Consider the following 18,640-nt stretch of genomic DNA (forward strand, 5'->3'; position numbering starts at 1 on the left):
GTGGGGGCGGCCGCTCACCATCCGGAAATCCGCAAGATCCGCCTCCTCCGGCACGTCACCATCCGAAGACGGATCCGGTCCCAGCGGGTGGGCTTGCGGTGACGTCCCACGGGCGCCCCAGGCTCACCCGGGCATGCGAAAGGGACCGGTCACTCACCCGGGTGAGTGACCGGCCCCTTTCCGTGGTCCTGCGCGGCTAGCGCCGGTGCACGGAGTCCGCCACCGTCACCTCGACGCGCTGGAACTCCTTGAGCTCGCTGTAGCCGGTGGTGGCCATCGCACGGCGCAGGGCGCCGAAGAGGTTCATCGAGCCGTCGGGGGTGTGCGACGGGCCCGCGAGGACCTCCTCGATGGTGCCGACCGTGCCGAGGTCGACCTTCTTGCCGCGCGGCAGCTCGTCGTTGACGGCCTCCATGCCCCAGTGGTGGCCCTTGCCCGGCGCGTCGGTCGCCCGGGCCAGCGGGGAGCCCATCATCACCGAGTCGGCACCGCAGGCGATCGCCTTGGGCAGGTCGCCGGACCAGCCGACCCCGCCGTCCGCGATGACGTGCACGTACCGGCCGCCGGACTCGTCCATGTAGTCACGGCGGGCGGCGGCGACGTCAGCGACCGCCGTCGCCATCGGGACCTGGATGCCCAGGACGTTGCGGGTGGTGTGCGCGGCGCCGCCGCCGAAGCCGACCAGGACGCCCGCCGCGCCGGTGCGCATCAGGTGCAGGGCCGCCGTGTAGGTGGCGCAGCCGCCGACGATCACGGGGACGTCGAGCTCGTAGATGAACTGCTTCAGGTTCAGCGGCTCGTGCGAACCGGAGACGTGCTCCGCCGAGACCGTCGTACCGCGGATGACGAAGATGTCCACGCCCGCGTCGACGACGGCCTTGGAGAACTGGGCCGTGCGCTGCGGGGAGAGCGCGGCCGCCGTGACCACACCGGAGTCGCGCACCTCCTTGATGCGCGCGCCGATCAGCTCCTCCTTGATGGGGGCGGAGTAGATCTCCTGGAGACGGCGGGTCGCCGTGTCCGCGTCGAGGTCGACGATCTCGTCGAGCAGCGGCTGCGGGTCCTCGTACCGGGTCCACAGGCCCTCGAGGTTGAGCACGCCGAGGCCGCCGAGCTCGCCGATGCGGATCGCGGTGGCCGGGGAGACGACCGAGTCCATGGGGGCGGCCAGGAAGGGCAGCTCGAAGCGGTAGGCGTCGATCTGCCAGGCGATCGAGACCTCCTTCGGGTCCCGCGTACGGCGGCTGGGGACGACGGCGATGTCGTCGAAGGCGTACGCCCGGCGGCCGCGCTTGCCGCGCCCGATCTCGATCTCAGTCACGTCTGTGGCCTTTCCCTGATGCGTTCAGCGTCTTCCAGTATCGCCGACGGGCACGACAAGGGCGGCCCCGGTGCGTCCGGGACCGCCCTGCGCGAGCTGGTGACTACTTGCTGCGGCTGTAGTTCGGCGCCTCGACCGTCATCTGGATGTCGTGCGGGTGCGACTCCTTCAGACCCGCCGACGTGATCCGCACGAAGCGGCCCTTCGTCTCCATCTCCTCGATGGTGGCGGCGCCGACATAGCCCATGGTCTGGCGCAGACCGCCGACGAGCTGGTGCAGCACGTTGGCGAGCGGGCCGCGGTAGGGCACCTGGCCCTCGATGCCCTCGGGCACGAGCTTGTCGTCGGAGGCGACCTCGGCCTGGAAATAGCGGTCCTTCGAGTACGACCGGCCCTGGCCGCGGGACTGCATGGCGCCCAGCGAGCCCATGCCGCGGTACGACTTGAACTGCTTGCCGTTGATGAACAGCAGCTCGCCGGGGGACTCCTCGCAGCCCGCGAGGAGGCTGCCCAGCATCACCGTGTCGGCGCCGGCGGCGAGCGCCTTGCCGATGTCGCCGGAGTACTGCAGACCGCCGTCGCCGATCAGCGGGACCCCGGCGGGACGGGCCGCGAGGGAGGCCTCGTAGATCGCGGTGACCTGCGGGACGCCGATGCCGGCCACCACGCGCGTGGTGCAGATCGAACCGGGGCCGATGCCCACCTTGATGCCGTCGACACCGGCGTCGATGAGGGCCTGCGCGCCGTCACGGGTGGCGACGTTGCCGCCGATCACGTCGACGTTCACGCTCGACTTGATCTTCGCCATCCAGCTGAGGGCGTTGCTGTTGTGACCGTGCGAGGTGTCGACGACCAGGAAGTCCACACCGGCCTCGGCCAGGGCCTGGGCGCGCTCCAGCGCCTCGGGGCTGGCGCCGACGGCGGCACCGACGATCAGCCGGCCCTCGGAATCCTTCGCCGCGTTCGGGTACTTCTCGGCCTTGACGAAGTCCTTGACCGTGATCAGACCCTTGAGCAGGCCCTGGTCGTCGACCAGCGGCAGCTTCTCGATCTTGTGCTTGCGCAGCAGCTCCATGGCCTCGACACCGGAGATGCCGACCTTGCCGGTGACCAGCGGCATCGGCGTCATGACCTCGCGGACCTGACGGGTGCGGTCGCTCTCGAAGGCCATGTCGCGGTTGGTCACGATACCGAGCAGCCTGCCCGCCGGGTCGGTGACGGGGACACCGCTGATGCGGAACTTGGCGCACAGGGCGTCCGCCTCGGCGAGCGTGGCCTCCGGGTGCACGGTGATCGGGTCCGTGACCATGCCGGACTCGGACCGCTTGACCAGGTCGACCTGGTTGACCTGGTCCTCGACGGACAGGTTGCGGTGCAGCACGCCCACGCCGCCGAGGCGGGCCATCGCGATCGCCATGCGGGACTCGGTCACCTTGTCCATCGCCGCGGACAGCAGCGGGATGTTGACCCGGACGTTGCGGGAGATACGGGACGAGGTGTCGACCGCGTTGGGGAGCACCTCGGACGCCCCCGGCAGCAGCAGCACGTCGTCGTAGGTCAGCCCCAGGGTCGCGAATTTGGCGGGCACTCCGTCGACGTTGGCAGTCATGACACCTTCCCCAAATGGCCTTGATCGGTGCGGATGTCCATGCTAACGGGAAGTGCACCTCCCGAATTCCACGGTGGGACGCCGCTCCGGGCTTCGTATGTTCGTACGTAAATGTCGGCGCGCCTGTTCATACGCTGCCGAGGTACGGGTCTTTTCTACTGTTCGGCGAGAGCCCGCAGCCGGCTCAGCGCCCGGTGCTGGGCCACCCGGACCGCTCCGGGTGACATTCCCAACATCTGGCCGGTCTCCTCGGCGGTGAGGCCCACCGCGATCCTCAGCAGGAGCAGCTCCCGCTGGTTCTCGGGCAGGTTGGCCAGGAGCTTCTTGGCCCATTCTGCGTCGCTGCTGAGCAGAGCGCGCTCCTCCGGGCCGAGGGAGTCGTCGGGGCGTTCCGGCATCTCGTCGGAGGGGACCGCCGTGGAGCCGGGGTGGCGCATGGCGGCCCGCTGGAGGTCGGCGACCTTGTGCGAGGCGATCGCGAACACGAACGCCTCGAAGGGCCTGCCGGTGTCCCGGTAGCGGGGCAGGGCGAGCAGGACCGCGACGCAGACCTCCTGGGCGAGGTCCTCCACGAAGTGGCGTGCGTCGCCGGGCAGCCGGGAGAGCCGGGTGCGGCAGTAGCGCAGCGCCAGCGGGTGGACATGGGCGAGCAGGTCGTGGGTGGCCTGTTCGTCGCCGTCGACGGCGCGGTGGACGAGCGGACCGATCGTCCCCACGGCAGCCGCCTCGTCGTCGCGCATCGGTCCATGGTGCACTGCGGCCGAAGCGTCCGCGGCACCGTGTTCGTCGTTGTGCACCGAAGCGTTATGAGCAGGTGCGCCGGAACTCATCCCCTGCGCCCTCCCCTTCCGCTCGACCGACTCGTCCCCGAGAGACTCCACATCTCAAGGATGCGGCATCCGCGGCGAAACGAGCAGCGGGCACCCGGCGGAGCCCGGCGCCACCCCCGGCCACCGATCCGGAATCGGGCGTCCCGCCCACCTTCCCCAACCCGCCTGAACAGGGAGGTTCCCTCATGCCCCCCACTCCTCTCCACGGACCGGACACCGACCTCACGCCACCCGCCGGAACGACCGGATCCGCCGAACGGCCCACCCCGGGACCACGAGACGGGTTCGCCTCGCATCAGGACCCGAGCGCAACGAATTCAAGATCACCCCACACCGAACGCCGGGCGCCCGCCCCGAACCCGGCCCTCGACGGGAACGGGTACGACGAACCCAGGACGGACCCCTGACAAGGCCTGGCTCGGCGAACCCGGAACCGACCCACGGCACGACCCGGCACGCCGGACCCGGCACCCACCCACGGCACGACCCGGCACGCCGGACCCGAGACCCACCCAGCCGGAAGCCGGGCGGCGGGCCCGAGGCCGGCTCGCGGTCCGAGGGCTTCCCCGGACGATCGAGTCGCGGACAGCGGCGGTGGCCGATCGACTCCCGCGAGCGTGGCGGGGGCGGTGGGGGTGGGCACCCGTACGCACTTGTCCGAGCGCGGTGGGATGCCCCCGCGCCGACTCGTCCGAGCACGCGGGAGAGCGTCCGGCCGCGACGGCACAGGAGGGCGTCGAGACGACGAGCCCCTCCCGCGCGAGCACAGCCGCGCGCAAAGGAGTCGGCGACCGACGACGACGCGACCAGCGGCGCCCTCCCCCTGCGGGAAGGCGCACCGGCTCCCGGGCGGCGGTGGCGGGCACGCCGGACCCGTATCGCGGACAGGAACACCGGACCCGTATCGCGGAAGCCACCTCGGTCCCCACGCCACGGGAAGCCACACCGGCGGCCCCCACATCGCGGGAAATCCGCTTCGGCCCACACAGCGCGGGAGGGCACTCCGGCCCCGTACCGCGCAAAGCCCTACCGGATCCGTACCGCAGAGAGCCACGACGGTCCTCACACCGCGGAGAACCAGGCCGGCCCTCGCACCACGCAAAGCCACGACAGCCCTCGCACCGCAGCAAGCCGAACCGCAGCAAGCCGAACCGGCCCCCGCGCCGCGGCGTGGTCGCCGGACCGGGCCTAGCGGACCAGTCCCCACCGGAAGCCCAGGGCCACCGCGTGGGCACGGTCCGAGGCGCCGAGTTTCTTGAACAGGCGCCGGGCGTGGGTCTTGACGGTGTCCTCGGAGAGGAACAGCTCGCGGCCGATCTCCGCGTTGGAGCGGCCGTGGCTCATGCCTTCGAGGACCTGGATCTCGCGCGCGGTGAGCGTGGGCGCGGCGCCCATCTCGGCGGAGCGCAGCCGGCGCGGGGCCAGTCGCCAGGTCGGGTCGGCGAGCGCCTGGGTGACGGTCGCCCGCAGTTCCGCACGCGAGGCGTCCTTGTGCAGATAGCCGCGGGCGCCGGCGGCGACCGCGAGGGCCACGCCGTCCAGGTCCTCGGCGACGGTGAGCATGATGATGCGCGCACCGGGGTCGGCGGACAGCAGCCGCCGTACGGTCTCGACGCCGCCCAGTCCGGGCATGCGCACGTCCATGAGGATGAGGTCCGAGCGGTCGGCACCCCAGCGGCGGAGGACTTCCTCGCCGTTGGCCGCCGTCGTCACGCGCTCGACGCCGGGCACGGTCGCGACCGCGCGGCGGAGCGCCTCTCGGGCAAGCGGGGAGTCGTCGCAGACGAGGACGGAAGTCATGGCCGCCCTCCGCAGCTGATGCGCGTCACCTTGTGCCTCCAGGCTGGTGGGAAATCGTCACCTGTGCGGTCGACCGTCTCGGACGCCTGCCCGAGCGTTTGTGTTTTCAACCGCCTCGCACTCTCAACGATGGTCACTCGAAAGAGTTACGGGGCCGCGTGCAGTCTTCGGCACTCTACGTGAGGGCGTGGACACGGTGGAGGCTGCCGCGCTGACCCTCAAGCTTTCATCACAACCCATGCCCCATTCAGCCCTATTTCTTCCCTTTAGCTGGTGTCTGAGGCTAGATTCGCAATGAGTCATATTTTCATCTCCTTAGATCGTAGTTGTACGGTCGTGGGCACCGTATCCGCTCAGAACGGCTACAAGGGGTCACGCAATGGCAGATTTCTCCCGCCTTCCCGGACCGAACGCGGACCTGTGGGACTGGCAGCTCCTGGCTGCCTGCCGCGGGGTGGACAGTTCGCTCTTCTTCCATCCGGAGGGTGAGCGCGGGGCGGCTCGGAGCGCTCGAGAGAACTCGGCCAAGGAGGTCTGCATGAGGTGCCCGGTCCGAGCGCAGTGCGCCGCGCACGCGCTCGCCGTACGTGAGCCGTACGGCGTGTGGGGCGGGTTGACCGAGGACGAGCGCGAGGAGCTGATGGGCCGGGCGCGCAACCGCCTGGTCTCAGCGTCGACCGGCGCGAGGGACGCGTCGTCGGACACATGAGGGAACGTACGTGAAGGAACTCTGAAGGAACGTTTCTGCACATCGGAGGCCAACCGGCGGGCACGCACGCGTGCCCGCCGTTCCTATGCGGCCCGAGTCGCCCGGGTCGTTCGCGCCGCCCGCTCCAGCCGCTCCAGCGTCGCCGCGACCGCCGGCACCTGGGCCAGGTCGGGCAGGGTGAGCGCGACGATCTCCCGACGCACGGCCGGCTCCAGGGTGACCGCGCGCGCTCCCCGGGGCCGTACGGACTCGATCGCGAGCTGGGGCAGGACGGCCACCCCGAGACCGGCGCCGACCAGGCCGACCACCGCCGGGTAGTCGTCGGTCGCGAAGTCGATGCGGGGGGTGAAGCCGGCCCGCTCGCACACCTCCACCAGCTGGCCGCGGCAGCGCGGGCAGCCCGCGATCCACGGTTCGGCGGCGAGTTCGCCGATGGCGACGGCCCGCGTGTGCGCCAGCCGGTGCCGCTCCGGTACGAGGGCGACGAGGCGGTCCGTCAGCAGCGGCCGTACGACCAGGTCGTCCCACTCCTCGGCCGGCCCCGCGCCCGGCACGCGCGCGTAGCGGAACGCGAGGGCGATGTCGCAGTCGCCGGCCCGCAGCGCGTCGACCGACTCGGGCGGTTCGGCCTCCTCCAGGGAGACCCGGGTGCCGGGGTGGTCGGCCCGCAGGGCGGCGAGGGCGGTGGGGACCAGTGTGGAGCTGCCGCTGGGGAAGGAGACCAGCCGGACCCGGCCGGCGCGCAGCCCCGCGATCGCGGCGACCTCCTCCTCGGCGGCGGTGAGGCCGGAGAGGATCCCGGCCGCGTGCCGTACGAGGGCCTCACCCGCCTGGGTCAGCCGCATCTCACGGCCGCTGCGGACCAGCAGGGGGGTGCCCACGGAGGCTTCCAGTGCCTTCATCTGCTGGCTGACGGCCGGCTGGGTGCAGCCCAGCTCGCGCCCGGCCGCCGAGAACGAGCCGGTGGCGGCGACGGCGCGCAGGACGCGGAGATGACGGGCCTCGATCATCTTTCGAGCATAAGCGCATCTTGGGTAGCGCGTCGAAAAATGCGTGGACCCTTTGAGGTCCGGTGACCTACCGTGGCGGTCATGAGGCTTCTCTCCGTCAACGTGGGCCGGGCGCGCGCCGTCCCGTACAGCGATCACCCGCAGAAGCTGACGGGCATCGACAAGCGACCGGTCGAAGGGCCGGTGCGGATCTCGGCACCGGGCCCGAAGGGTGTCGCCGGCAGCGGACTGGCCGGGGACGACATCTGCTCCCTGATCCACCACGGCGGGAACGACCAGGCGGTGTACGCGGTCGCGCGCGAGGACCTCGACGACTGGGAACCCGAGCTGGGGCGCAGGCTGTCCGCCGGCGCGTTCGGCGAGAACCTCACCACCAGCGGCCTCGACGTCTCCGGGGCGCGGATCGGCGAGCGCTGGCGGATCGGCCCGGACGTGGTGCTGGAGGTGACCTCCGGGCGCATCCCCTGCCGCACCTTCCAGGGCCACATGAGCGAGGAGAGGTGGGTCAGACGGTTCACGGAGAAGGCGGCGACCGGCGCGTATCTGCGGGTGATCGAGCCGGGTGAGGTCCGCGCGGGGGACGCGATCGAGATCGTGCATGTGCCGGAGCACGAGGTGACGGCCCGGATGCAGTTCCAGGCGGTCACCACCCGCCGTGACCTGCTGCCCAGCCTGCTCGCGGCGGGCGAGGCGCTGCATCCCGAGGCGCTGGCGAAGGCCCGGAAGTACCTGGCGGAGTACGGCGGCTGAGCGGCGGTCACGGCGGCGGCGCGCACCGGTCCTTCACGTTCGGGAGGCCGCGTGCAGGGAGCGGACCCGCACAGTCCGGGTCACTACGCTGCTGCCATGACAACGGCTCTCATCACGGGTTCGACCGCGGGCATCGGCGCCGCGTTCGCCCGCAGACTGGCGGCGGACGGGCATGATCTCGTCCTCGTCGCCCGGGACACCAAGCGGCTGCGCGAGCAGGCGACCGAGTTGCACGACCGGCACGGCATCGAGGCGGAGGTGCTGGTCGCCGACCTCGCCACCGACGCGGGCATCGAGGCGGTGGCCGCCCGGCTCGGCGACCGCAAGAACCCGGTCGACCTGCTGATCAACAACGCGGGCTTCGGCAACAAGGGCCGCTATCTCGACGTACCGATGGCCGACGAGCTGAAGATGCTCAAGGTGCACTGCGAGGCGGTGCTGCGGCTGACGTCGGCGGCGGTCGCCTCGATGCGGGAGCGCGGACGCGGCGGAGTGGTGAACGTGGCCTCGGTGGCGGCGTTCCTGCCGCGCGGGACGTACGGGGCGTCGAAGGCGTGGGTCGTGCAGTTCACGCAGGGCGCGGCGAAGGATCTGGCCGGCAGCGGCGTACGGCTGATGGCGCTCTGCCCGGGCTTCGTGCGCACGGAGTTCCACGAGCGGGCCGGGATGGGCACGGACAACATCCCGGGCTGGATGTGGCTGGACGCGGACAAGCTGGTCGCGGCGGCGCTGGACGATCTGGCGCGCGGGAAGTCGCTGTCGATCCCCGACCCGCGCTACAAGACGCTGATGGGTCTGGTGAAGGTGACGCCGCGTGCGCTGCTGGGCGGGATCAGCTCCCGGACCGGCCGGAAGTACGGACCTCAGTGACCGGCGTCCCGGTACGCAGGTGACGTCGGCGCTCCGGTGGGAAAATGGGCTTGTCAGAAGACCGGACCCAGGGGGACCGGAGGCGGCGTCATGACATTCGTGCAGCTCATCGACTGCAGGACCAGTCGGTTCGACGAGATGGACCGGCTGATGGACACATGGGTCGAACAGACCAGGGGAAAGCGGACGGCGACGCACGCGGTGGTGGGCAAGGACCGCTCGGACGCGTCGCACTTCATCGAGATCGTGGAGTTCCCCTCGTACGAGGAGGCGATGCGGAACTCGAATCTGCCGGAGACCGACAAGATCTTCCGCGAGCTGGTGGCCCTGTGCGACGAGATGCCGACGTTCACGGATCTGGACGTCGTACGGGACGAGAAGCTGTACGCGGCGACCGCGCGGCGGATGTTCGAGACCATCGGTACGCGGGGTGAACTGCCTCCGCTCGACGGTCTGATCGCCCAGGACTACCACGATCACGACCCGGCCAACGAGCAGGACACCATGGGGATGGACGCGATGCGGCGCGAGGTCTCCATGTGGCGCGCCGGCTTCGACTTCGCCTTCGAGGTCGAGGACCAGATCGCGCAGGACGACCGGGTGTGCAACCGGTGGACCTGGCGCGGCACCCACAAGGGCGACTTCATGGGCCTCGCGGCCACCGGCAGGCAGGTCACCATGACCGGGACGACCGTCTTCCGCTTCGACGGGGACGGAAGGATCGCCGAGGCCTGGTGGCAGTACGACCGGCTGGGGCTGATGGCGCAGCTGGGTGCCCTGGACGCCCTGGAGGGCTGAACCCGGCCCCCTCCCGAAAACCGCCCGCGAAGGGAGAAGCCCCCGTTCCGCACCGGAACGGGGGCTTCTTCGCGCAGGGGCGCGGCGTGCCTCAGTGGGAGTGGCCGTGGTGGCCCGCGGCGGCCGGCTCTTCCTCTTCCTTCTTCTCGACGACCAGGGTCTCGGTCGTCAGCAGGAGGGAGGCGATGGAGGCGGCGTTCTCCAGGGCGGAGCGGGTGACCTTGACCGGGTCGATGACGCCGGCCTTGACCAGGTCGCCGTACTCGCCGGTGGCGGCGTTGAAGCCCTGGCCCTTCTCGAGCTCGGCGACCTTGGAGGTGATGACGTAGCCCTCCAGGCCGGCGTTCTCGGCGATCCAGCGCAGCGGCTCGACGACGGCGCGGCGGACGACGGCGACACCGGTGGCCTCGTCGCCGGTCTTGCCCAGGCCGTCCTCCAGCACCTTGGCGGCGTGGACCAGCGCGGAGCCACCACCGGAGACGATGCCCTCCTCGACCGCGGCGCGGGTCGCGGAGATGGCGTCCTCCAGACGGTGCTTCTTCTCCTTCAGCTCCACCTCGGTGGCGGCGCCGACCTTGATCACGCACACGCCGCCGGCCAGCTTCGCGAGGCGCTCCTGGAGCTTCTCGCGGTCCCAGTCGGAGTCGGTGTTGGCGATCTCGGCCTTGATCTGCGCGACGCGGCCCTGCACCTCGGAGGAGTCACCGGCGCCGTCGACGACCGTGGTGTCGTCCTTGGTGACGGTGACACGGCGGGCGGAGCCGAGGACGTCGACGCCGACCTGGTCGAGCTTGAGGCCGACCTCCTCGGAGATGACGGTGGCACCGGTGAGGGTGGCCAGGTCCTGGAGCATCGCCTTGCGGCGGTCACCGAAGCCGGGAGCCTTGACCGCGACCGCGTTGAAGGTGCCGCGGATCTTGTTCACGACCAGGGTCGACAGGGCCTCGCCCTCGACGTCCTCGGCGATGATCAGCAGCGGCCGGGAGGAGTTGGTCTGGATGACCTTCTCCAGCAGCGGCAGCAGGTCGGCGATGGAGCCGATCTTGCCCTGGTTGATGAGGATGTAGGGGTCCTCGAGGACCGCCTCCATGCGCTCCTGGTCCGTCACGAAGTACGGCGACAGGTAGCCCTTGTCGAAGGCCATGCCCTCGGTGAAGTCCAGCTCCAGACCGAAGGTGTTGGACTCCTCGACGGTGATGACACCGTCCTTGCCGACCTTGTCCATCGCCTCGGCGATGAGCTCGCCGACCTGCTGGTCCTGGGCGGACAGCGCGGCGACGGCCGCGATGTCGGCCTTGTCCTCGATCGGGCGGGCGGTGGCCAGCAGGTCGTCGGAGACGGCCTTCACCGCGGCGTCGATGCCCTTCTTCAGGGCGGCCGGGGAGGCACCGGCGGCGACGTTGCGCAGACCCTCGCGGACCAGCGCCTGGGCCAGGACGGTGGCGGTGGTGGTGCCGTCACCCGCGATGTCGTTGGTCTTGGTCGCCACCTCCTTCACCAGCTGGGCGCCGAGGTTCTCGTACGGGTCGTCGAGCTCGACCTCGCGGGCGATGGTGACGCCGTCGTTGGTGATGGTCGGGGCGCCGAACTTCTTGTCGATGACGACGTTGCGGCCCTTGGGACCGATCGTCACCTTGACCGTGTCGGCCAGCTTGTTGACGCCGCGCTCGAGGGCGCGACGGGCGTCCTCGTCGAACTTCAGGATCTTCGCCATGACAGCGGCAGCCCTCTCGGAAATCTGTGGGCGGAAAACGTGGGGTGAAAAGGCACTGCGCCCCGGGCGCCCGGCTTCTTATGTGGTGGCGGGAGCCAGGGGCGCAGCATCAAGCATCGAATGTGCTCGGGTGAAGAACTACTTCTCGATGATCGCGAGGACGTCGCGAGCCGAGAGGACGAGGTACTCCTCGCCGTTGTACTTCACCTCGGTGCCGCCGTACTTGCTGTACAGCACGACGTCGCCGACCTTGACGTCGAGCGGCAGGCGCTCGCCGTTCTCGAAGCGGCCCGGGCCCACCGCGAGGACGGCGCCCTCCTGGGGCTTCTCCTTCGCGGTGTCCGGGATGACCAGGCCGGAGGCCGTGGTCTGCTCGGCGTCGAGCGGCTGGACCACGATGCGGTCCTCAAGCGGCTTGATGGCAACCTTGGAGCTGGCGGTCGTCACGATCCGACCTCCCCCTTCGGAGATCTCACGGGGTTAACTGTCTGAGGTGGCGACCAGGTGGATCCGTCGTCGCGGGTGCCGGACCTGCCCGTCGCGTTGTTGGCACTCTCCAGTGGGGAGTGCCAGAGCCGAGACTATGACCGCGATTAGCACTCGGTCAAGCGGACTGCTAATCCCGGCGGCGCGTCGGCGGCTTTTCGGCCCCGATCCGACCCCCGAGCCCCTCCAGGTGGTCCTCCAGCTTCCCCACCGTCAGGCCCCGCTCCCGCAGCACCCGCAGCAGTGCCGTCGTCCGTTCGCGCAGGCTCGGGCCCGTCGACTCGTCCGGGTCCAGGGCGACGATGTCGCCGGGGCGCAGCCCGGGGGCGCCGTGGGGGTAGGTGAGGCCGGCGGGGCCCATGGCGGCGCGCCAGAGGACGACGGCCGTGATGCCGCAGTCGGCGGCGGCGCGCAGGGTGGTGGTGTCGTACGTGCCGTAGGGCGGGCGGAAGAGACGGGGGCGCAGGCCGAAGCGGGCGTGGAGCTTCTCCTGCTGGCCGCAGATCTCGGCGCGCTGGCCGGCGTACGGCAGACCGCGCAGGGCCGCGTGGTCGAGGGTGTGGTTCTCCAGGGTCGCGCCGACCGAGCGCAGGCGGGCGAAGTGGCCGTAGCCGGGGCCGACCACGCTGTCGGTGAGGAAGACGCTGACGGGGAGGCGGAGTTCGCGGACCAGGTCGACGAAGCGGGGGTCGCGTTCGGCGCCGTCGTCGTAGGTGAGGAAGACGACCTTGTCGTGGGTGGGGACGTGGTCGACGACCGGCGGGAGGGGCTCCTGGCCGGAGCGGCCGGGGCCGGCCGGGCTGCCGGGACTGCCCGGGCCGCGGGAGAGGGGGCGCACCCGTTGGGCCGCCTTCTTGCCCAGGCGTTCGATCGGGTCGACGGACTGGGCGCAGCCGGTCACCGTCGTCACCGTCAGCGCCAGCAGTACGGCGATCAGCCCCCGCGTCCTCACAGGTAGTCCTCCAGGCGTGCCACCGCGTACCCCTGCGCCGTGACCTTGTTCAGGAACCGGCGGACCATGTCGGGCATGGTGCCCTTCCACTGGCCCCGGCCGCGGAAGTGGCTCAGGACGATGTCGCCGGGGTGGAGGTCACGGTCCCACTCGCGGTACTCCCAGTGGTCGACGAAGACCTCCTCGTCCCAGAGCGGGGCGTACTTCACCCCGCAGGACTTCGCGGCGATCAGCGTGTCGCGGTTGTAGTTGCCGTAGGGCGGCCGGAAGAGGACCGGGCGCCTGCCGTACCGCTCGCCGAGCACCGTCTGCATGCCGCAGATCTCGTGCTTCTGCCGCTGGTAGGACAGGCCGGGCAGATAGGGGTGGTGGAGGGTGTGGTTGTTCAGGGTCACCCCGGCGGCCTGCATCTTCCTGAAGTACGGGTAGTCGTCGCTGATGAGGTAGTCGGTGAGGAAGGCGGTGTACGGGATCCTCAGCTCGCTCGTCATCCGCAGGAACCGCGGGTCCTTCTCGGCGCCGTCGTCGATGGTGAGGAAGACGACCTTGTCCCGGGTGGGGACCGAGGTGAAGACGGGCGGGAGGCCGAGTTCCTCGTGGTCGCGCACCTCGAAGCCGTCCCGGGTGGTGATCCGGGGCTTCTTCGCGGGCGGGGGCGGCGGGGTCAGCGGGACCTTCTTCAGGCCCCAGCGCCGGGCCGCGGCGACCCGGGCCGCCTGCTCGGCGCGCAGCCGCTCCGCGTACGAGTGCAGCGCCCGGACCGGGGGCGCGGCCTCGCCGGCCTGCTGGCCGGGGGCCGGGTCGCTGCCCTCGGGGTCGCCGCCCTCCGCGCAGCCCGCCACGATCGCGGTGAGAACCAGCAGCGCGATGCCGCCGCGCAGCCTGACCCGAGAAGCGCCATTTTTGTCATTTTGTACGACAGCTCCCATGGCGCCGGATCTTCCCAGCCCCGTCCCCGCGCCCCGCCCCGACACCGCCACCCGCGCCCCACGGTCCCCCGACCGGCCCACACGAGGACCGACCGCCCGACAAGATCACCGGCCGGCACCCGACCACGCGACCACGCGCGCACCCGAACACCCGACCACCCGACCACCCGACCACCCGAGCACCCGAGCACCCCAGCACCCCAGCACCCCAGCACCCCAGCACCCGAACACCCCAGCACCCCAGCACCCGAGCACCGCCCCACCCGCCCACCTGACCGACAATGACCCCGTGACCGACCTCGCCCCCCTCCTCACCCCCGAAGGCCTCGCTCTCCTCGATGCCGTGCGGGGTACCGCCCCCTCCGACGAACTCGCCGTCGCCACGCGGCTGCGCCGTGAGCATCCCGCCGAGCTGGTGTCGGCGGCGCTCGGACAGGCGCGGCTGCGGCAGCGGGCGGTGGCGAAGTTCGGGGCCGAGGACGCCGAACGGATGTTCTTCACCCCCAACGGGGTGGAGCAGTCGACCCGGGCGAGTGTGGCGGCGTACCGGGCCGAGCGGATGCGGAGCCTCGGGGTGACCTCGGTGGCCGACCTGTGCTGCGGGATCGGCGGCGACGCGATCGCCCTCGCCCGGGCGGGCGTCCGGGTGCTGGCCGTGGACCGGGATCCGCCGACGGCGGCGGCGGCCCGGGCCAACGCCGAGGCGCTGGGGCTCGCCCACCTCATCGACGTACGGGAGGCGGATGTCACGGAGGTCGACACGGGCGGGTACGACGCCGTGTTCGTGGATCCCGCGCGGCGGGGAGGAAGGGGGAGGATCTTCGACCCCGAGGCCTACTCCCCGCCCCTGTCCTGGGCGGTCGGTGCCGCCCTCGCCGCTCCCCGGGCCGCCCTGAAGATCGCGCCCGGTGTGCCGCACGAGGCGATCCCCGCCGAGGCCGAGGCGGAGTGGATCTCGGACGGCGGGGACGTGAAGGAGGCGGTGCTGTGGTTCGGCACCGAGCCGGGGGCCGTGCGGGCGACGCTGCTGCCGGGGCCGCGGACCCTGCTCGGCACCGGTCTGCCGAACCCGGACGTACGGCCCCTCGGCCGCTATCTCTACGAGCCCGACGGCGCCGTCATCCGCGCCCATCTGGTCGCCGAGGTGGCCCGGGAGCTGGACGGCGGGCTGGTCGACGAGACCATCGCGTACGTCACCGCCGACGCGCTGCGGCCGACCCCGTACGCCACCGCCTATGAGATCACCGATCAACTCCCGTTCAACGTCAAGAAGTTGAAGGCGCTGCTGCGGGAGCGGGAGGTGGGGATCCTGACCGTGAAGAAGCGCGGTTCGGCGGTGGAACCGGAGGAGCTGCGCCGCAAGGTGCTGCCGAAGGGGCACGGGCCGCACGCGGTGACCGTGTTCCTCACCCGGGTGGCCGGGGCCCCGACGATGCTGCTCGGGGCCCCGGCTCCGGACGTCACTGCCGCTGGCGCGTCCTGATGTCGCCCAGGTGCGGGTCGGCGCCCGCCGGGCCGGAGCGCGGCAGCATGCCGGCGCTTGCGGCACCGGCGCTCAGCGCGGTCCGCGCGCTGTTCGGGACGACGCCGTTGTAGTACGGCCGGTAGTCGACGTACTTGCTGCCCGCGCTGATCGAGGCGCCCACGGTGTTCAGCGCGCCCGTGGTGACCGAGCCGGTGGTGCCGAAGGCGGCCACCGAGACGACGCTCGCGGACTCGCGCGCCAGATAGCTGTTGACCTCGCTCGACAGGGCGGGGCGGGACGTCCACAGCAGGGGGCCGAAGACGTTGAAGGCGCCGGCCCCGGACACACCGTCCCGCCAGGAGCCGGTGGAGGCGAGGGCGGCCAGGTTCGGCGCGGTCCACCAGAACTTGGCGATGTTGACCGAGATCGCCGCGTCGTTGGCGCCGGAGATCGGGTAGTAGGAGTACGTCGACGGCCACCGCGAGTAGCTCGTGTGGGTGAGCGCGTACGTCGCCGCCGAACCGACCGTGACGACCATGGTCTTGTCGGGGTTCAGGCTGTTCAGGTACGACTTCACCGACGTCGTCAGCTTGTTGCCGTTGGTGAGGACCACGCTGCCCGCGCTCGCGGTGCCGTCCGCGCCGGCCGCGGCGGCCGCCGAGAGGGCGGCGCGGACCTCGGAGCCGCCGGCCAGGAAGACGTACTCGGGGGCGCTGGCGACGGCCTTCGCGACGGCGACGGAGGTCGCGTAGCGGTCGGCGCCCGAGAGCCGCTTCGGGACATAGCCGAGGGTCTTGAGCTGCGTGGCGACCGTGCCGCTCAGGACGGACGTGCCGCCGACCAGATAGACGGTCCTGCCCTTGGGCAGCATCCGCCCGAGTTCCTTCTTCACCGCGGACGACAGCCCCGTCCTCGGGGTCATCAGCACCGGGCCGGCCTTCTTGCCGGCCAGGGCGGGCGCGGTGAGGGAGTAGGCGGCGTCGTCGCGGTTGACCAGGACGGCGGACTTGGCGTTCATCAGGCCCGGCACGCTCTGGCCGAGGGTGTTCCAGGTCCAGCGGGAGGAGGCGATGTTGGTGGCGTAGGCGTCGGCGCCCCACACCCGCACGGTGCTGTTCTTGCGCAGCGGCTGGTAGCTGGGGTTGTTGACGGAGCTGCTGCGCGAGGCGTCCGTGACCGGGGTGAGCGTGCCGGTCGCCACGTCCACGGACGCGAGGGTGTGCACGTCGTCGCTGTTCGGCGAGGTGTGCGCGTCGAGGACGATCCGGGTGCCGGTGGGCGACCAGGACGGGTTGGCGTACCGGTTGGGGCCGCTGGTGAGCTGCTTGACGTCGGTGCCGTCGGCCTTCGCCGTGAAGACCTGCGGGTTGCCGTCGGTGTCCTTGCGGACGAAGGCGAGCTTGGTGCCGTCCGGCGAGTAGGCGGGCTGCTCGGCGTCAGTCAGGACGCGCTTGACGGTCCGCGCGGTGCCGTCGAAGACGTACACGCCGGGCGTGCCGGTGCAGCTTCCCGTGCGGCGCTCGAAGGCGAGCAGGCCGCCCACGCTCACCGTCGGCTCGCTGTCGCAGACCGAGGCGGGCTCCTGGGCCGCCGTCAGCAGCGGGCGGGGCGCCCACGAGCCGTCGGAGGGGCCGTGGACGAGCTGGCCGCCGGTGGAGAAGACGACGTACCGGCCGCCCCACCAGAAGGCCAGGTCCTCGTACGGGGCGCTGGAGCGCACGCCCACCGCCCGGGGCAGGGTGATCTTCCCGCTGCCGCCGGCGCGGACGCTGGAGACCTGGCTCCCGGTGCTGATCAGCCGGCTGCCGTCCGGTGCCCAGGCGGCGTAGGCGCCCACGTTCGGGATCACGGTGCCCGCGCCGGTGGCCGGGTCGATCAGCAGTCCGCCGTCGTTGAGGATCCGTCCCTCGGTGCCGGGCCAGGGGCCCGCGTCGTCGGCGGCGGCACCCGGCGCGGTCACCAGGGTGCCCACGGCGGCGAGCGCGGCCGCGGCGGCGAGCGCCGCGGCACGGCGGCGCGTGAACATTCTCAAGTTGTCGTCCCCCAGGGATCACACGTCACAGCCGCTTCACAGCGGCTCGCACACTTTAGTGGTCAACTGGACTTCACAGGAACAGAGTTACGAAGGGCACATGGCTGCCCGGGCCAGCAGCAGCTCCCGCTCCCGTTCGTTGCGCGCCAGGGCCGCCGCCCGCTCGAACTCGGCCCGCGCCTCCGCCGTACGCCCGAGGCGCAGCAGCAGGTCGCCGCGGACGCTGGGCAGCAGGTGGTAGCCGCTCAGGACGGGCTCGGCGGCCAGAGTGTCGACGATCTCCAGGGCGGGGCCCGGTCCGTCGGCCATGGAGACGGCGACCGCGCGGTTGAGTTCGACGACGGGGGACGGGGCGCGGGCGGCCAGCAGGCCGTAGAGGGTGGCGATGGCGGCCCAGTCGGTGTCCTCGTAGGTGTGGGCGTGGGCGTGGCAGGCGGCGATGGCGGCCTGGAGGGCGTACGGGCCCGGGGCGCCGGCGGAGGTGGCGCCGGCGCGGTCCAGGGCGGTGATGCCGCGGGCGATCAGCATGCGGTTCCAGCGGCGCCGGTTCTGGTCCCGCAGGAGGACGGGGGTGCCGTCGGGGGCGGTGCGGGCGGCCGTGCGGGAGGTCTGGAACTCCAGCAGGGAGACCAGGGCGTGCACCTCGGGCTCCTTCGGCATCAGCGCGGCGAGCTGCCGGGCCAGGCGCAGCGCGTCCTCGCACAGCGCCGGGCGCAGCCAGTCGTCGCCCGCGGTGGCGGCGTAGCCCTCGTTGAAGATCAGGTAGATGACGTCGAGGACCGAGCCGAGCCGGGCCTCGCGGTCGGGGCCGTACGGCACCTCGAAGGCGACGTTCTTCGTGGCGAGGGTCCGCTTGGCCCGGACGACGCGCTGGGCGACCGTGGGCTCGGGGACCAGGTAGGCGCGGGCGATCTCGGCCGTGCTGAGACCGCCGAGGAGGCGCAGGGTGAGGGCGGTGCGGGCCTCGGCGGACAGCACCGGGTGGCAGGTGGTGAAGACCAGCCGGAGCAGGTCGTCGTCGATGGTGTCCGGGTCCGGGGGTTCCTGCGGCGGGGGCGTGTCCTCCAGGGTGCGGCCGATCTCCTGGAGCTTGCGGGCGTAGTTCTCGCGGCGGCGGACCAGGTCGACGGCGCGATGGCGGGCGGCGGCGGTGAGCCAGGCGCCCGGCCGGTCGGGCACGCCGTCGCGAGGCCACTGCTCCAGTGCGGCGACCAGCGCGTCCTGGGCCAGTTCCTCGGCGATGCCGACGTCCCGGACGACCCGGGTGACGGCGGCGACGACCCGGGGGAACTCCAGGCGGAAGACGGTCTCGATGGCGGTCCGGGGGTCGGTGGCGGGCTGTGGTTCCACAGCCCACCATCGAAC

The 18,640-nt window shown here is 71.6% G+C and carries 16 protein-coding genes; 5 read left to right on the forward strand and 11 right to left on the reverse strand.

The genetic code is table 11. The features are described 5' to 3' along the window. Positions 1 to 196: 196 nt before the first annotated feature. From AQJ64_RS15060 to AQJ64_RS15075, 4 genes are all read right to left on the reverse strand, one after another. Positions 197 to 1,321: a GuaB3 family IMP dehydrogenase-related protein gene (locus AQJ64_RS15060; protein WP_055636843.1), complete on the reverse strand. Its 1,125-nt coding sequence runs from the start codon at positions 1,319 to 1,321 to the stop codon at positions 197 to 199. Positions 1,322 to 1,424: 103 nt separating this feature from the next. After that, positions 1,425 to 2,930: an IMP dehydrogenase gene (gene guaB / locus AQJ64_RS15065; protein ID WP_055636842.1), complete on the reverse strand. Its 1,506-nt coding sequence runs from the start codon at positions 2,928 to 2,930 to the stop codon at positions 1,425 to 1,427. 155 nt (positions 2,931 to 3,085) lie between these two features. Beyond that, a complete protein-coding gene (locus AQJ64_RS15070; protein WP_055636841.1) occupies positions 3,086 to 3,670 on the reverse strand; it encodes a sigma-70 family RNA polymerase sigma factor in 585 nt (194 codons plus the stop codon). A gap of 1,278 nt (positions 3,671 to 4,948) precedes the next feature. After that, positions 4,949 to 5,560, reverse strand: a complete 612-nt coding sequence (locus AQJ64_RS15075; protein ID WP_003948568.1) for a response regulator transcription factor — start codon at positions 5,558 to 5,560, stop codon at positions 4,949 to 4,951. Between the two features lie 379 nt (positions 5,561 to 5,939). Here AQJ64_RS15075 and AQJ64_RS15080 point away from each other — a divergent pair, with 379 nt between their 5' ends. After that, the gene (locus AQJ64_RS15080) at positions 5,940 to 6,269 is read left to right on the forward strand and encodes a WhiB family transcriptional regulator (protein WP_055638477.1); all 330 of its coding nucleotides are present in this window, start codon (positions 5,940 to 5,942) and stop codon (positions 6,267 to 6,269) included. 83 nt (positions 6,270 to 6,352) lie between these two features. Here AQJ64_RS15080 and AQJ64_RS15085 read toward each other — a convergent pair whose 3' ends face one another. After that, positions 6,353 to 7,279 (reverse strand): LysR family transcriptional regulator, encoded by a 927-nt coding sequence (locus tag AQJ64_RS15085; protein WP_055638476.1) that lies wholly within the window; start codon positions 7,277 to 7,279, stop codon positions 6,353 to 6,355. An 81-nt stretch (positions 7,280 to 7,360) separates the two neighbouring features. On the opposite strand from AQJ64_RS15085, the gene AQJ64_RS15090 reads away from it, so the two are divergent. The 3 genes from AQJ64_RS15090 to AQJ64_RS15100 all read left to right on the forward strand — a co-directional run bounded on the left by AQJ64_RS15090 (position 7,361) and on the right by AQJ64_RS15100 (position 9,697). Further along, the gene (locus AQJ64_RS15090) at positions 7,361 to 8,029 is read left to right on the forward strand and encodes an MOSC domain-containing protein (protein ID WP_055638479.1); all 669 of its coding nucleotides are present in this window, start codon (positions 7,361 to 7,363) and stop codon (positions 8,027 to 8,029) included. 96 nt (positions 8,030 to 8,125) lie between these two features. After that, entirely contained in the window at positions 8,126 to 8,899 is a 774-nt protein-coding gene (locus AQJ64_RS15095; RefSeq protein WP_055638475.1) for an SDR family NAD(P)-dependent oxidoreductase, read from the forward strand. Positions 8,900 to 8,989: 90 nt separating this feature from the next. Beyond that, positions 8,990 to 9,697, forward strand: a complete 708-nt coding sequence (locus tag AQJ64_RS15100) for an ester cyclase (RefSeq protein ID WP_055638474.1) — start codon at positions 8,990 to 8,992, stop codon at positions 9,695 to 9,697. Between the two features lie 91 nt (positions 9,698 to 9,788). Here AQJ64_RS15100 and groL read toward each other — a convergent pair whose 3' ends face one another. The 4 genes from groL to AQJ64_RS15120 all read right to left on the reverse strand — a co-directional run bounded on the left by groL (position 9,789) and on the right by AQJ64_RS15120 (position 13,778). After that, positions 9,789 to 11,411: a chaperonin GroEL gene (groL, locus tag AQJ64_RS15105; RefSeq protein WP_055638473.1), complete on the reverse strand. Its 1,623-nt coding sequence runs from the start codon at positions 11,409 to 11,411 to the stop codon at positions 9,789 to 9,791. Between the two features lie 138 nt (positions 11,412 to 11,549). After that, on the reverse strand, positions 11,550 to 11,858 hold the full coding sequence (gene groES / locus AQJ64_RS15110) for a co-chaperone GroES (protein ID WP_039652762.1): 309 nt from the start codon (positions 11,856 to 11,858) through the stop codon (positions 11,550 to 11,552). A gap of 169 nt (positions 11,859 to 12,027) precedes the next feature. Further along, on the reverse strand, positions 12,028 to 12,849 hold the full coding sequence (locus AQJ64_RS15115; RefSeq protein WP_055638472.1) for a polysaccharide deacetylase family protein: 822 nt from the start codon (positions 12,847 to 12,849) through the stop codon (positions 12,028 to 12,030). Further along, positions 12,846 to 13,778, reverse strand: coding sequence for a polysaccharide deacetylase family protein (locus AQJ64_RS15120; RefSeq protein ID WP_206189931.1), 933 nt, complete (start codon positions 13,776 to 13,778; stop codon positions 12,846 to 12,848). Before AQJ64_RS15120 ends, AQJ64_RS15115 begins: the two co-directional genes overlap by 4 nt. A 289-nt stretch (positions 13,779 to 14,067) precedes the next feature. On the opposite strand from AQJ64_RS15120, the gene AQJ64_RS15125 reads away from it, so the two are divergent. Next, positions 14,068 to 15,261 (forward strand): class I SAM-dependent methyltransferase, encoded by a 1,194-nt coding sequence (locus AQJ64_RS15125; protein WP_059202695.1) that lies wholly within the window; start codon positions 14,068 to 14,070, stop codon positions 15,259 to 15,261. Here the strand turns inward: AQJ64_RS15125 and AQJ64_RS15130 are convergent. Continuing rightward, the gene (locus tag AQJ64_RS15130; protein ID WP_055636982.1) at positions 15,239 to 17,269 is read right to left on the reverse strand and encodes a cell wall-binding repeat-containing protein; all 2,031 of its coding nucleotides are present in this window, start codon (positions 17,267 to 17,269) and stop codon (positions 15,239 to 15,241) included. The genes AQJ64_RS15125 and AQJ64_RS15130 overlap by 23 nt on opposite strands. A gap of 93 nt (positions 17,270 to 17,362) precedes the next feature. Further along, entirely contained in the window at positions 17,363 to 18,625 is a 1,263-nt protein-coding gene (locus tag AQJ64_RS15135) for an RNA polymerase sigma factor (RefSeq protein ID WP_240512840.1), read from the reverse strand. Positions 18,626 to 18,640 lie beyond the last annotated feature (15 nt).

The sequence above is a fragment of the Streptomyces griseoruber genome, assembly GCF_001514205.1.
Lineage (GTDB): Bacteria > Actinomycetota > Actinomycetes > Streptomycetales > Streptomycetaceae > Streptomyces > Streptomyces griseoruber.